11 protein-coding genes are annotated in these 14790 nt (G+C 39.2%); 4 read left to right on the plus strand and 7 right to left on the minus strand.

Translation table 11 applies throughout. The annotated features are described in order from the left end of the window. Window positions 1-126 precede the first annotated feature (126 nt). From nifJ to NYG85_RS06700, 4 genes are all read right to left on the minus strand, one after another. The gene (gene nifJ / locus NYG85_RS06685; protein ID WP_284937714.1) at window positions 127-3687 is read right to left on the minus strand and encodes a pyruvate:ferredoxin (flavodoxin) oxidoreductase; all 3561 of its coding nucleotides are present in this window, start codon (window positions 3685-3687) and stop codon (window positions 127-129) included. A 577-nt stretch (window positions 3688-4264) separates the two neighbouring features. Then, a complete protein-coding gene (guaA, locus tag NYG85_RS06690) occupies window positions 4265-5800 on the minus strand; it encodes a glutamine-hydrolyzing GMP synthase (RefSeq protein WP_284937715.1) in 1536 nt (511 codons plus the stop codon). Next, the gene (gene nhaD / locus NYG85_RS06695; RefSeq protein ID WP_284937716.1) at window positions 5800-7170 is read right to left on the minus strand and encodes a sodium:proton antiporter NhaD; all 1371 of its coding nucleotides are present in this window, start codon (window positions 7168-7170) and stop codon (window positions 5800-5802) included. The genes guaA and nhaD overlap by 1 nt, the downstream gene beginning before the upstream one ends. A gap of 53 nt (window positions 7171-7223) precedes the next feature. Then, window positions 7224-7376: a hypothetical protein gene (locus tag NYG85_RS06700; protein ID WP_284937717.1), complete on the minus strand. Its 153-nt coding sequence runs from the start codon at window positions 7374-7376 to the stop codon at window positions 7224-7226. Here NYG85_RS06700 and NYG85_RS06705 point away from each other — a divergent pair. From NYG85_RS06705 to NYG85_RS06720, 4 genes are read left to right on the plus strand one after another with little or no spacing between them, the layout of a single operon-like run. After that, entirely contained in the window at window positions 7362-7820 is a 459-nt protein-coding gene (locus tag NYG85_RS06705) for a hypothetical protein (RefSeq protein ID WP_284937718.1), read from the plus strand. The genes NYG85_RS06700 and NYG85_RS06705 overlap by 15 nt on opposite strands. Then, entirely contained in the window at window positions 7801-9588 is a 1788-nt protein-coding gene (uvrC, locus tag NYG85_RS06710; RefSeq protein WP_284937719.1) for an excinuclease ABC subunit UvrC, read from the plus strand. Before NYG85_RS06705 ends, uvrC begins: the two co-directional genes overlap by 20 nt. Next, on the plus strand, window positions 9585-10334 hold the full coding sequence (locus NYG85_RS06715; protein WP_284937720.1) for a hypothetical protein: 750 nt from the start codon (window positions 9585-9587) through the stop codon (window positions 10332-10334). The genes uvrC and NYG85_RS06715 overlap by 4 nt, the downstream gene beginning before the upstream one ends. Then, window positions 10331-13195: a response regulator gene (locus NYG85_RS06720; RefSeq protein WP_284937721.1), complete on the plus strand. Its 2865-nt coding sequence runs from the start codon at window positions 10331-10333 to the stop codon at window positions 13193-13195. The genes NYG85_RS06715 and NYG85_RS06720 overlap by 4 nt, the downstream gene beginning before the upstream one ends. Before the next feature lie 34 nt (window positions 13196-13229). Here NYG85_RS06720 and pyrF read toward each other — a convergent pair whose 3' ends face one another. The 3 genes from pyrF to ribH are packed head-to-tail and all read right to left on the minus strand — an operon-like array spanning window position 13230 to window position 14762. Then, window positions 13230-13907, minus strand: coding sequence for an orotidine-5'-phosphate decarboxylase (gene pyrF, locus NYG85_RS06725; protein ID WP_349252800.1), 678 nt, complete (start codon window positions 13905-13907; stop codon window positions 13230-13232). Further along, window positions 13904-14290, minus strand: a complete 387-nt coding sequence (nusB, locus tag NYG85_RS06730) for a transcription antitermination factor NusB (RefSeq protein WP_284937722.1) — start codon at window positions 14288-14290, stop codon at window positions 13904-13906. The genes pyrF and nusB overlap by 4 nt, the downstream gene beginning before the upstream one ends. 1 nt (window position 14291) lies before the next feature. Continuing rightward, window positions 14292-14762: a 6,7-dimethyl-8-ribityllumazine synthase gene (gene ribH, locus NYG85_RS06735; RefSeq protein WP_034969200.1), complete on the minus strand. Its 471-nt coding sequence runs from the start codon at window positions 14760-14762 to the stop codon at window positions 14292-14294. Window positions 14763-14790: the final 28 nt, after the last annotated feature.

The raw sequence follows: 14790 nt of genomic DNA on the forward strand, positions 1-14790 counted from the left end.
ATAACAAATATCATAAAAAAGTGAAAATTTATAGCTATTTTTGATATTTATTATCTAAAATTTAAAAAGAATTTTCAAAAAATGGGATTAAAAAAAGAGAAGTTTGACCGCCGAAGCGGTCAAATATTATTCTAGCTCGTCGCTAAAATCAGCAGTTGCTATACGTTTTAGCTGTCGCCATCTGCGTTTTGCGTCTGCTTTGTTGTGAGCGATTAGCTCATCAGCGTGAGCTGGATTTGCTTTTTTAAGAGCGTTGTAACGAACTTCGTTTAATAAAAATTCCTCGTATCTATCCCACTCTGGCTCTTTTGATGTGATTTTAACTGGATTTTTACCCTCTTTTAACAACGCTGGGTCGTAGGTGTAGGTTGGCCAGTAGCCACATTTTGTAGCAAGCTCAGCTTGGTCGCCTGAGTGAGCTAGACCGCCTTTTATGCCGTGAGCGATACAAGGTGAGTATGCAATAACGATACTTGGACCATCATATGCCTCTGCTGCTAACATTGCTTTGATTGTTGCAGCTTGTCCAGCGTTTGAATTTACCTGAGCGACAAAGATATTGCCATAACTCATTGCGATATAGCCTAAATCTTTTTTCTGAACTGGCTTACCAGCGGCTGTAAATTGAGCGATTGAGCCTGTGCGAGATGATTTTGAGCTTTGACCGCCAGTGTTTGAATAAACCTCAGTATCAAGCACTAAAACATTGACATTTTCGCCACTTGCTAGGACGTGATCAAGTCCGCCGTAACCAATATCATATGCCCAGCCATCTCCACCGATAATCCATTGAGATTTTGCGTTGAAGTATTTTCTAAGCTCTAAAAGCTCTTTTGCACCTTCAAAATCCTGATTTTGTTTTAAAATTTCAGTTAATTTATCGGCAATTTGCATACCTGCGATTTTGTCATTTTTATGCTCTAACCAATCATTATAAAGTGCTGCAAGTGCGTTTGGAGCCTTATCTTTTGTGCGTAAAATGATATCTTCAATCCTATGGCGGATAGTTTCACTAGCCACTCTCATACCCATACCAAACTCGGCGTTGTCTTCAAATAGTGAGTTTGCCCACGCAATACCGCGTCCAGTGTCTTTTTTGGTATATGGTGTTGAAGGTGCTGAACCGCCGTAAATTGAGCTACAACCAGTGGCGTTTGCAACTATCATATGATCGCCAAAAAGACGTGAAAGTAGCGTAATGTAAGGTGTCTCACCACAACCCGGGCAAGCGCCTGAGAATTCAAATAGTGGCTGTGCAAAGCCAACGCCAATTACATTATCCTTGCCAGTAACATCATCTTTGTAAGATACTTTTTTAAATAGATAATCAGCATTTACCTGCTCGCCCTTATCCATCTCTTCGCCAAGTGGCACCATCACGAGTGATTTTTCTTTACTTGGGCAGTTTTGTGCGCAAAGCTCACAGCCGGTGCAGTCAAGCGGGCTTACTTGAATTTTATATTTTAAGCCCTTATCTTTTGCGTTTTTGTTTTTAGCATCAAGCACGTGAGCTTTTACGCTCTCAGGTGCTGCTGCTAGCTCAGCGTCATCAATTAAGAATGGGCGAATAACTGCGTGTGGGCAGACAAAGGCACATTGGTTACATTGGATACAATTTTCTTCAATCCATTTTGGCACCATTACGCCAACGCCACGCTTCTCATAAGCTGTCGTGCCAGCCTCAAAGTGACCATCTTCAAAGCCTAAAAATGCTGAAACTGGTAGACTATCGCCCTTAGCGGCGTTGATTGGTTTTACTACTTTTTCTACAAATTCACTGCCAACATAAGGACTTGTGCTATCTTTTTTCTCATCTGCTAAATTTGCCCAAGATGGATCAACTGCTACCTTAACAAGACCGCTAGCACCGATATCAATGGCTTTGTAGTTCATATTTACGATAGCTTCGCCCTTTTTCTGATATGTTTTGTAAGCATACTCTTTCATATATTTTACAGCGTCATCAAATGGGATAATCTCGGCAAGTTTGAAGAATGCTGATTGCATAATTGTGTTTGTTCTATTGCCAAGTCCTATGTCGTGGGCTAGTTTTGTTGCGTTGATTATGTAGAAATTTACATTTTTTTGAGCCAAAATTCTCTTAACATTATTTGGAATTCTAGCTATTGTTTCATCAGCGTCCCAAATTGAGTTTAATAAAAATGTCCCGCCGTTTCTGATACCGCCGATAACATCGTAAATATCAAGGTAAGCAGCGACTGAACAAGCCACAAAATGCGGAGTTGAAACTAGATAGGTTGAGCGGATAGGCTTGTGTCCAAATCTTAAATGACTTCTTGTATAACCGCCTGATTTTTTGCTATCGTAGGCAAAATAAGCCTGTGCATAAAGCTCGGTTTTATCGCCGATGATTTTGATTGAGTTTTTATTAGCGCCGACCGTGCCGTCCGCACCAAGTCCGTAAAATAGGCACTCTTTGACATCTGGGTCGCTAAGAGAAATTTTCTCGCCGACTTCAAGTGAGTGAAATGTCACGTCATCAACGATACCAACGGTGAAGCCATTTTTAGGATTGTCTAGTTTTAGGTTATCAAACACAGCTATCATCTGTGCTGGATCAACATCTTTTGAGCTTAATCCATAGCGTCCGCCTACAATTACTGGGGCATTTTCGCGTCCGTAGAATGCGCCTTTTATATCAAGATATAGTGGCTCGCCAAGGCTGCCCGGCTCTTTTGTCCTATCAAGGACTGAAATTTTCTTAACTGATTTTGGCATTACATCAAATAGGTATTTAACGCTAAATGGGCGATATAAATGCACCTTAATTACGCCTACTTTTTCGCCTTTTGAGCGTAGATAATCAACTACCTCTTCAAGCAGCTGGGTAACAGAGCCCATAGCCACGATAACACGCTCAGCATCAGGGTCGCCGTAGTAGTTAAATGGCTTGTATTCTCTGCCAGTGATTTTTGAAATTTCTTTTAAATAATCAGCCACAATATCAGGCACTGCATCATAATATTTATTAACTAGCTCGCGAGTTTGAAAGTAAATATCATCATTTTGAGCTGTACCTCTTGTTTTTGGGCTCTCTGAGTTTATCGCCTCATCTCTAAATTTCGCAATCGCCTCTTTATCAACAAGTCTATCAAAATGAGCATAATCCATAAGCTCAACTTTTTGAATTTCGTGGCTTGTCCTAAATCCGTCAAAGAAGTGTAAAAACGGCACTCTGCCCTTAATCGCTGCAAGGTGAGCCACACCAGCAATATCCATAACCTCTTGAACCGAGCCACTTGCTAGCATTGCAAAGCCAGTTTGGCGACAGGCGTAAATGTCTTGGTGGTCGCCAAAGATAGAGAGTGCTTGTGCCGCAACCGCTCTTGCACTTACGTGAATTACGCCCGGCAGTAGCTGTCCAGCGATTTTATACATATTTGGAATTTTTAATAAAAGACCTTGTGAAGCCGTGTAAGTCGTGGTTAATGCGCCAGCTTGAAGTGAGCCGTGAACTACACCAGCAGCGCCAGCTTCGCTTTGCATTTCTACGATTTTTACAGGCATACCAAAGATGTTTTTCTTGCCCTGTGCTGCCCAAATATCGGTGTAATCAGCCATAGGTGAGCTTGGGGTTATCGGATAAATCCCAGCAACTTCGGTAAAGGCATAAGCAGCGTATGCAGCTGCTTCGTTGCCGTCCATAGTTTTCATAACTTTTGTCATAGGTTGTCCTTTAATAAGGTTTTGTAAAATCAAACGTTTGCATTATATAATTTAAATTTTTAATTATTTCTTATAGTAAGAGTTAAAATTTATTACGATAAGTAACATTTTTGTGAAATTTTTAGACTAAAAGCGTTGTGTTAAAATTAATTTGTAAAAATAATTTTATTTTTTAAATAAAAATTTAGATAATAATCCGTGTTTAAAATATATTTTAAATATTCAGTCTTTTTTTGTTTGATAAATAGAAAAATCTAAGCATAAAATCGCCAAGACAAAAGGCTATTACTGCAAAAAATAAAAAACAAAATAGCACCAAAGCTACATAAACACATTTTACTATCCAAAATTTAGATTTTAAACGGAGCGACCGAGTGGGTCGCAAGCAGAAGTGAGACAAAAAGTCGCCAACTGCTTGGCGACGAGCCGAAGCGAGTAGGTGAGCGAAGGTGAATTTAAAACGCTATAAATTAGCGTTTTAAACCGAAGCAAAAAGCAAAAAGCTATACGTAACCGCACACCAAAATTTAACAAGACATAAACAAAAAGACAAGCAGGGCGGTTTCAAAAAACGCCCTTACTCCCACTCAATCGTCGCTGGTGGCTTTGAGCTAATATCATAAACCACTCTATTTATCCCGCTGACCTCATTTATGATACGTTTGCTTATGTTTTCAAGCAGATCGTAGGGCAGACGTGAAAAACTAGCCGTCATACCGTCACTTGCATCAACAACGCGTATGCAAACTGCATTCTCATAAGTGCGGTTATCACCCATAACTCCAACAGAATTAACATTTAAAAGCACACAAAATGCCTGCCAAGTCTTATCATACCAGCCACTTGATTTAAGCTCATCGCGAAGTATCACATCAGCTTTTCTTAAAAGCTCTAAGCTTGGCGTATTTACCTCGCCCATAATGCGAATAGCAAGTCCGGGGCCCGGGAATGGGTGGCGATAGACTAAATCACGAGCAAGTCCAAGCTCTAAGCCTAGCTTTCTAACCTCATCTTTAAAAATTTCTTTTAAAGGCTCAATGAGCTTAAATTCCATCCACGACGGCAGTCCGCCCACGTTGTGGTGGCTTTTTATCGTTTTACCAGCACCAGCGACAGAGCTTTCTATTATGTCGGTATAAAGTGTGCCTTGTGCTAAATATTTTACATTTTTATGCTTTTTAGCCTCTTTATCAAAGACCTCAATGAACGTTTCGCCAATTATCTTTCGCTTTTTCTCTGGATCAGTCACACCGGCTAATCTACTCAAAAATAGCTCACTAGCGTCAATAACGATCAAATCCACGCCAAGACGCGTTTTAAAGGTATTTTCTACCTGCTCACGCTCGTTTGTTCTAAGTAGTCCGTTATCTACAAAAACTACTATTAAATTTTCTTTTATTGAGTGCGCTAAAAGTGCGGCAACTACCGAGCTATCAACGCCACCGCTAACCGCACAAAGCACCTTGTCGTCGCCAACTTCGGCTTTGATTTTCTCCATTTGAGCTTTTGCAAAGCTTCCCATATTCCACGTGCTTTCACATCCACAAATATGCTTTGCAAAATTTTTAAGCATTAAGTAGCCAAACTCGCTGTGAGCGACCTCTGGGTGAAACTGAAACGCATAAAATTTGCGTTTATCATCACCAAAAGCACAAAACGGCGAATGCTCACTACGTGCCAGTGGCTTAAAGCCCTCTGGTAGCTCTAAAACCACGTCAGAGTGGCTCATCCACACGATTTGAGAATTTGGCGTATCTTTAAACAAAATATGGCTATCAAGCACGTTTAGCGTAGCCTTGCCATACTCTTTTTTGTTTGCAGCCTCTACATTTGCACCAAAGTGATGAGCAAGAAGTTGCATACCATAGCAAATTCCAAGTAGCGGCACACCAAGCTCAAACACACCCTTATCACAAAAATATGCGTCACTAGCATAAACACTAGCTGGGCCACCACTTAAAATTATGCCCTTTGGCGACTTTGTCTTGATCGCTTCAAGCGGTGCGTTAAACGGCAAAATTTCAGCATAAAAGCCCTGCTCTCTTAGCTTTCTAGCGATTATTTGCGTGTATTGTGAGCCAAAATCAAGGACGATAATATCTGCTGTTTTCATTAAAATAATCCTAAAATTTCAAACTGCACATACCAAACAACAAGCGAAACGATATAACCTGCTAAAACCGTCCAAGCAAGTTTCATATGTGCGCCAAACGTATAAATTCCACGAAGTTTGCCCATTACACCAACACCAGCAGCCGAGCCAAAGCTAATAAGCGACCCACCAATACCAGCTGTAAGAGTAACAAGTAGCCACTGATCAAGCCCCATTTTTGGATTTGCATTTAAAACTGCTGACATAACAGGGACGTTATCAATGATAGCTGAAACAAAGCCAACAGCGATATTTACAGGGCTTTGACCAAGCTTATCATAAAGTGCGATTAGATACTCTAAAAATCCTAAGAAGTGCAATGCCCCAACGGCTGAGAGAATTCCAAAGAAGAATAAAAGCGTGTCGTGTTCTATCTTTGACATAAAGTGAAATACGTGCATTGGCTCTTCGTTTTTATACGCCTTTTTAAAGTAATAAACATAAAGACTAAGTAGTGAAAAGCCAAACATCATACCATACATCGCTGGTAAGTGAAAGAAGTTATGGCCTAAAACGGCAGAAGTTATCGTTAAAACGCCAAGCGCGATGATAGCCTTGCCGCCCGGTTTTATCGTCACTCTCTTTTCGCTCTTAGCATCAAAGTGTGGGCTACCCTCTGGGACATATCTAGATAGTAAAAATGCTGTAACTGCCCAGCCGATGATTGAAGCTGGAAATAGTGCTAGAAAGTCAATAAACGGCGCCTTGCCAGCTGCCCAAACCATAAGCGTCGTAATATCGCCAAACGGACTCCACGCACCACCGGCATTTGCGGCTACGACGATATTTATCGCACCAGCCACCAAAAACGGCTTATTATCTTTATCTATCGTTAAAAGCACGGTTGAAAGGATTAGGGCTGTTGTTAGGTTATCAGCCACTGGGCTTAAAAAGAATGCGATTAAGCCAGTTAGCCAAAATAGCTTTTTATAGGTAAAGCCCTTTGAAACTAAGTTGTATTTTAGCGTGTTAAAGACATCTCTATCTATTAACGCCTCAATGTAAGTCATCGCTACCATTAAGAAAAAGACAATTTGTGCCACTTCAATTGTCAGGTGGTCAATCTTGCCTTGAAGTGGGTGCAAATCAAGCCCATTTAGCACCATATACGTGCCAATTAAAAAGAACATAGCAGTGCCGATAAACATCGCAGGTTTTGCCTTATTTATGTGAAAAACCTCCTCAGCAGCTATGAAAAAGTATCCGACTACAAAGACGATAAGACATAAAATTCCTATCCACGTCATTGTCAAATCTTGCTGTGCGTGTGCTTCGCCACCACTACCAAAAGCAAAGGCAAAAAGCAGTGCTAAAACGCTAAAAAATCTCATTAAATCTCCTTTGGATTTTAAAATTTTGCAATTTTACTTTATTTGGGCTAAATTTAAAATTTATTTAGCCGTTCGGTTTTATGCTCACTTTTATCACTTGGCGAATAAAACGGATTATCCTTATAACCACACGCCGTAAGAAAAATTAATGCAAAAAATGCTAAAATCGCCTTATGAAAGACGCTAAATTTTTGATTGAAACACATTTTTATAAAAATCCCCTGTTTTTTAAGCTAAATAACGCTAAGCAGTGCCGTGATTTAGTCCTGCTTTTAAACAAGACGCACCAAGCCCTAATCCACTTTTGCTACGTAAAAAACGAAACGCTCTTTTTTGTAGTAAAGCACCCAGTTGCACTCTTAGAGTTAAAGCACGATAATAATATAACTATGATAAAAGCCTTATTAAAAAAGATATTAAGCCAGAATGAAAATTCTGTTTTTAAGGATGTAAAAGAGATAAGCTTTTTTATCGCCAAAGAGCTAAAATTCACGCACGTAAAAGACCCATATCAACAAATTTTATACACGCCAAATCCCCCACGAAGCAAAGCGGAGTTTAAAAATAATGCAAAAACGGCTGAAATTTATAATAAATTTGAAGAGTTACGAGAAATTTTAAAGGGCAAAATTGCTAAACGAAGAGCTTAAAAATCTACCAAATAACCCGGGCGTTTATCAGTATTTTGACGCGCAAAATCGCCTACTTTATGTCGGTAAGGCTAAAATTTTAAAAAACAGGGTAAAAAGCTACTTTTCATTCACGCCAACCCTAGCCCCCTCGCCAAAGCTAAGCCCTAGAATTTCAAAGATGATAAGCGAAACAACCCACCTTGAATACATCATCACAAACACCGAAGCAGACGCACTAATCCTTGAAAATTCCTTCATCAAACAGCTAAAACCAAAATACAACATTTTGCTTCGTGATGACAAAACCTACCCATACATTTTTGTAAATTTAGATGATGAGTTCCCACGTTTTGAGATAACTAGAAAGGTTATAAAAGGCAAAAATATCCGCTACTTTGGACCATTTTTTACCGGCTCTCGTGAGCTTTTAGACGCACTTTATCTAAACTATAAACTAGCTCAAAAAGGCTCTTGTTTAAAGGGCAAAAAGGCGTGTTTGTTCTATCAAATCAACCGCTGTCACGCACCTTGTGAGGGCAAAATTTCAAAAGATGAATACGCAAAGATTGTCAAAGATGCAACAAACGCTATTTTAAATCCAAATTTGCTAATTTCTAGACTTGAAATTTTAATGCAAACCTACGCAAAAGCCCAAAACTACGAAGCAGCTGCCACTACAAGAGATCAGATAAACACACTAAAAAATATGCAAACAAACATTGAGGTTGATATCGCAAAACTGCAAGATTTTGAAGTATTTGCCATTTGTGCTAAAAACGAGCTATTTTGTATCGTTCGTTTTAGCGTTATTAGCGGCAAAATAAGCGGTGTAAAAAGTGAAATTTTAAACGCACAGCAGGGCGAGATTAGCGAGATTTATAAGCAGGTTTTACTTGATAGTTTTAGCATTGACACTCCGCTAACAAGCACGAAAATTTACACGCTTGATGAGTTTGATGATATGGATTTAATTAGCCAGATTCTATCCACTCGCCACGGCAAGAAATTTAGCATTACTAGCCCAAAAACTGGCGAAAAACGCAAAATTTGCGAAATAGCCCTAAAAAACGCAGAACTAAGCATAAAAAACCACAAAAAAGATACGCTAATTGATGAGATAAAAGAGTATTTTAACCTAACTCACACGCCTTATACCATTGAGTGTTTTGACAACTCTCATCTGTTTGGACAGGCAAGCGTTGGGGCATTTATCCGCTATGAAAACGGCGAGTTTATCAAAGAAAAATACCGCCACACGCACCTAAAAAGCACAAATGATTACGAGCAAATGAGAGAGAGCCTAACATCAAGGGCGTTAAGGTTTGATAAGCTAAGTCCGCCTGATTTGTGGGTCATTGACGGCGGAGAGGCGTTGCTTAGCTTAGCAAGAGAAATTTTAGCTTCAAGCGGCGCAAACGTTGATGTCATCGCTATCTCAAAAGAGAAAATTGACGCCAAAGCACACAGAGCAAAGGGCAGTGCAAATGATAAAATTTACACGCAAAATGCGAAATTTTCACTTAGCCCAAACGATAAAAAACTGCAATTTTTTCAAAAATTAAGAGATGAAGCACATAGATTTGTAATTAGTTTTCACCGCAAAATTCGTGATAAAAACGCCAAAAACAGCTCAAAACTTAAAGAGCTTGGCATAAGCGAGGGCTCAATTTCTAAATTAGTAAAATTTTATGGAAGTTTTGATAAAATCCACAACGCTACTTATGATGAGATAGCAAAGCTAACAAACAAAAGCGTGGCAGATAAGTTATTTAAGGATAAAAGTTGATAGTATATAACGACCAGTTTAAGCTCATCGGTATGGGTAAAAAAGCCCTAGAAATTCTAGGTTATGAGAGCCTTGATGACTTTTTATCACTTCACAACGACCTTGATGATATCATTCAAGGGACCAAAAAAGATGAAAAGGTAAAATTTTTACAAACCATTTTAAGCTCAACAAACAACCTAAAAAAGCTATTTTTAAAGACAAAAACAGGGCACGTCGCCACGGCTATTGCAAAGGCACACCCTATTTATTTAGAGGGATTTAAAAAAATGTATGAGCTTGAACTCATTCACGAAAACACCTCATTTAGCGAAGATGAGGCGAAAAATCCGAACGAAAACAGCATAGAACTTCGCTTGCCGTTGCTTCTTAGCACACAAAAAAAAGAGATCGCGCAAACTTACAAACCGACATTTATTGATGAAAAATGGCTTGAAACAACCAGAAATTTCTTACACCTTGAAAAAGATGAGTTTGTCGGCTATTTAAAGCTTTATATCCAAAACGTGCGAAAAAACGACATTGCAATCCAAAGTGCGATGATGGCGTATAACACGCTTGGCATTAAAAAGCTAATCTCAAAGCTAAAAGAACCAGCGATGAATTTACATATCACACCACTTGTAAAAATTTACACAGATATTCAAAACTCAGACAGCAACGACCTTAGCGAGCTTATTTTAAACGCAAAGGATTTTATTGATGAGCTTGATTTACTGCTTAGAAAATATCAGGGAAACATATGAAAGATCTTAAACACTATTTAATCCTAACACCGCTACTTTTAATCACGCTTGGCAGTTTTTACGCTAGTTACTTTTTTCTTGATAAGATGATGTTTTCGCAAACCCTTGCAAATACGATAAATGAACAAATTTTGTTTAAAAACGTAGTCCGCTCACTAATGCGTGAGCGAAACGCAATCACAAGCCAAACGCCAAGTGCCGATGAAATCGCCTTTGCTAGAAGTAGGACTGATGATGATGTTAGTGCCTTGCTTGACGCTAGAAGCGACGAGAGCATTACTTCGCTTACCACACAGATTAATGCGATTCGCGACAATATGGACGATGCGATAAAATACTCAACAATCTTTTTTAGCTTTTATAGCCACATAAATAGCTTTATTAACGAAAACTACGCCCAGTTTATCAATAACGAAGAAACCAGCGAGAGCATTAGAGATTACATAGTCGCACTCTCGCTAATTTATCAAAGCACAAATAATCTAAATTTAGATAGAGAATACATAGCCCAAGCCATCATAAACAACGAAGAAATCGGCAAAAAAAGTGTCGGCAGGTGGCTAATAAATAGAGATCTTGAAGCACTAAACACAAGCTACTTGCCAACAGAAGAATCAAGACTAAGGGTGTCAAAATTCATTGAAGCGTCCGAAATTTCAAGCACAATTGGCAAAATGGGCGAACTGCTTTTTTCAATCCTTGAAGGCAATAACCCAATCATTTCAAAAGAAAATTTAGCAAAAATTGATGAGTTTGAGCGTGATAAATTCTCATTTTTAATTGAAGTTTCAAACATCGTTGAGTCCGAGCTTTCAATAGCCAACAAGCACCTTTTGCAGTTTTATGAAATGTGGGTTTTAATCTTTATAACCACCGCTTTTGCTGTGTTATTTATGTTTTTTGCACTAGCTAGGGGCGTTAAAACCACGATTAATCTACAAAATGCAATAAACGGCGTTAGAGTGCAAATTGACGCAAGCAAAAAGGATATTTCAGGCTATAAAATTTTAGAGTATTTTGCAAAATCTTATAACGATTTAAGACGCTCATTTGAGTATTTAAACGAGTTTAACAACATAAAAAACGGCTATTTAGAGAAAATTTCAAAAAAACACAAGCTAAATTTCTTAGATAAATTCCAAAGTCTTGCATTTTTGCGAAAAACCCTGACCTCAGCCGAGCAGGTAAAAGCCATAAATGTCCTTGAAGAAAACTACTCAAAACTATCGGTGGATTTAAGCAATATAGAAAAAATTATCCACTTTGAAAGCCGAAATATCGTGGTTGAAAATACCGAGTTTGACCCGCAAGAAATTTTCAAAATCACTCTTGAATCTCGCCTTGATGAGATAAAAGACAAGCAGATAAACTACGTAACATTTGTTGATCCACGCATCAAAAACGAGCTAAGTGGCGATAAAAATAAGATAATTAGCATAATCTCAAACGTCCTTTCGTGTGCGATTTATCAATGCAGCCAATACGCAAAGGTAAGCGTGGAGATAAGACAGGCGAGTGATAACGAAAACGCCGATATTTCAACGATTAGAGTTGATATTAAAAACAACGCCGATTTTATGGGCAGATATGATATACAAGCGGTTGATGAGCATAAAGTGCCAAGCATTAAAGATGAGTTTATCTCATTTTGGCTCTCTATCTCAAATATCTACCTAAAATCGCTCGGCTCAAACCTTGAAATCAATGGCGCAAAAGATACCGGCAACGAATTTTCATTTACCTTAGTCCTAAAAACTCACGATATACAAAAGCAAAAAGAGCGTTTCATAAGAGATATAAAAATCGCCTACATTAGCGACACCGACGAAGAATACAACGAATTTTTCAAAGAGACGATGATGGGTATGCATTTTGGGTTTGAAACATTTACAAATTTTAACAAAATCAAAACCCAAGATGATTTTGATGTGATCTTTACAAGAAGCAATAAAGATAACCAAGGCACGCAAATCAAGCACCTAATCAAACTACGAGACCCACTCACGCCGTCAAAAATTTTGCAGTATTTACAAAGTAATGTCAGCCTTGATGACACGCAAAAATTCATCCTAAACAAGCCACAAATTTTGATTTTAGAGGATAATATTATAAATTTAAACCTAATCAAATACGCCTTTGAACGCTACAACGTGGAGATTACGGCGATAAATGAATACCGAAATATCCTTGAAATCATCAAAAAACGCAACTTTGATGTGATTTTTATGGATACTGGACTGCTTGGCGTAAATAGTATTGAGATCGCCAAAAAATACAAATCAAGCGAAATTTCAAAGCACACGCCAATGGTGGCAATGATATCAAACACCAGCCACGTCTCATCAAGCCAAGCGCTTGAAGTCTTTGATGATTGCATAAAAAAGCCATTTAGCAAAAAGGAGCTAAACCGCATTTTAACGAGCTTTATTGTGAATTTTGATGCATTCTCAAAGAGCGAAAGCACCTACGCAAAAAGCCAAAATATCCTTATCTTTAAGAAATCTAGCATTGAGAATAAAATCATCACGAGTGCCTTGCCAGAATTTAGCAAATTTATCACGATAGCAAACAACTTTGATGAGTTTAAGCACGATTTAAAAACCACGCCGTATGGGCTGATTTTTATTGATGAGGGCGTGAAGGGCTTTGAGGCACAAAAGCTAGTTGAGAACGTAGAGAGCGCTAGAATGAGCTTTGGGACAAACACAAAGCTGTTTATTTTTAGCAATAAATCTCAGTCAAGTTTTAGCATTAAGCACTACATTAAAATTTTATCGCCACAAATCAGCAAAGAGCAGGTCGCTGACATCGTAAAACAGGAATTTGGCGTCAAAGTCGGCAGCATTGAGCGGGGGTATTGACCCCGATTTTGCTTAAATGCTGGTGTGTTTTGATTTAAATTGCGTTTAAAATTTTCTCTGCCACAAGGCGTGGGTTTTGTGCCTTATAAATTGGGCGACCAACCACGATAAAATCGCTTAAATTTTCTTTTGCCGTGTTTAAGTCAGCCACTCTTGATTGATCATCTGTGCTTTCGCCAAATGGGCGAATGCCGGGCGTTAGGGTTAGAAATTTTGCGTTTGTGGCGTCTTTTATCATCTTGCTTTCAAAGACCGAGCAGACCATACCATCAAGCCCGGCCAGGTAAGCGCTAAGGCTAAATTTTCGCACCGCATTTTCAATGCTATCGTTATAAACCGCCCTAAACTCATCATCGCTAAAACTAGTAAGCGCTGATACGCCAAGCACGAGTGGGCGACGTGGCAGGGCGTTTAGACGTGCCATTACCTCACTCATCGCGCGCTCTCCGGCACTTGCGTGGATGTTTATCATATCAACGTTTAAATTTGCGATAACCTCTGCAGCGTCAGCCGTGGTGTTTGGTATGTCATGAATTTTTAAATCCAAAAAGATTTTAAAACCCAAATTTTTAAGCTCATTGACAAACTCCGCTCCGTCGCGTAAATACGCCCTAAGCCCTACTTTTAGCCACAAATCAAGCCCTTTAAGCTCCCTTGCTAGGTTTAAATTTTCATCACGACTAGCCATATCAAGGGCAACGCAAAGTTTCATTTTATCGCACCCAAAACGCCATTTATAAATCGTGGGCTGGTGTCGCTTGTAAGCTCTTTTGCAAGCTCGACCGCTTCGTTGATGATGACAGCCCTATCCGTATCGCCAAGGCTAATCTCAAAAATGGCAAGTCTTAAAATCGCTCTCTCAACCACGCCGACCTTGCTGATATCGCCGTCTTTTAGGTGCGATTTTAAAATTTCATCAATCTCATTTTGCTTAGCCAAAATCTGCCTAAACGTATCACTCGCCTGAGTTTTTCGCTCATTTCGTATCTTTTTTTCTTCTAAAAACTCACCTATAAACTCATCGCTACTGCTGCCCATTTCGTGTGCGTAAAGTAGCGAAACTACCGCTTGTCTAGCCTGATGACGAGTAGCCATTTTACGCCTTTAAGCTTTTATAAAGGCTAAGCATTTCAATGACGCCAGTCATCGCCTCAAAGCCCTTGTTGCCGGCTTTTGAGCCAGCTCTTTCAATGGCTTGTTCTATATTATCAACCGTTAAAACACCAAAAGTTACTGGCAGTCCGTATTTTAGCGTGATGTTTGCAATGCCCTTTGTGGTTTCAGCTGAAACGTAGTCAAAGTGCGGTGTAGAGCCACGAATCACCGCTCCCACACAGCACACGGCGTCAAATTTACCGCTCTCAAGCACCTTTTGCAGTGCCATAGGAATTTCAAACGCACCAGGCACCAAAATCAAGCTTAAATTCGCCTCATCTCCGCCGTGGCGTAAAAACGCATCACGCGCACCCTCAACCAAGCGGTCGGTTATGATATGATTAAACCTAGCGTTTATTATCGCAACTCTCTCATCGCCATTTAAGCGTAGTTTGCCTTCAATTATTTTCATTTTTGTCCTTTAAAATTTTCTTGATTTT

Source organism: Campylobacter gastrosuis (genome assembly GCF_030249845.1).
GTDB classification, from domain to species: Bacteria; Campylobacterota; Campylobacteria; order Campylobacterales; family Campylobacteraceae; genus Campylobacter_A; species Campylobacter_A gastrosuis.

What these genes read in the sequence shown, in the direction of transcription:
- nifJ (WP_284937714.1), bottom strand. Translation starts at nt 3,687, where the DNA reads ATGACAAAAGTTATGAAAACTATGGACGGCAACGAAGCAGCTGCATAC.
- guaA (WP_284937715.1), bottom strand. Translation starts at nt 5,800, where the DNA reads ATGAAAACAGCAGATATTATCGTCCTTGATTTTGGCTCACAATACACG.
- nhaD (WP_284937716.1), bottom strand. Translation starts at nt 7,170, where the DNA reads ATGAGATTTTTTAGCGTTTTAGCACTGCTTTTTGCCTTTGCTTTTGGT.
- NYG85_RS06700 (WP_284937717.1), bottom strand. Translation starts at nt 7,376, where the DNA reads ATGTGTTTCAATCAAAAATTTAGCGTCTTTCATAAGGCGATTTTAGCA.
- NYG85_RS06720 (WP_284937721.1), top strand. Translation starts at nt 10,331, where the DNA reads ATGAAAGATCTTAAACACTATTTAATCCTAACACCGCTACTTTTAATC.
- pyrF (WP_349252800.1), bottom strand. Translation starts at nt 13,907, where the DNA reads ATGAAACTTTGCGTTGCCCTTGATATGGCTAGTCGTGATGAAAATTTA.
- nusB (WP_284937722.1), bottom strand. Translation starts at nt 14,290, where the DNA reads ATGGCTACTCGTCATCAGGCTAGACAAGCGGTAGTTTCGCTACTTTAC.
- ribH (WP_034969200.1), bottom strand. Translation starts at nt 14,762, where the DNA reads ATGAAAATAATTGAAGGCAAACTACGCTTAAATGGCGATGAGAGAGTT.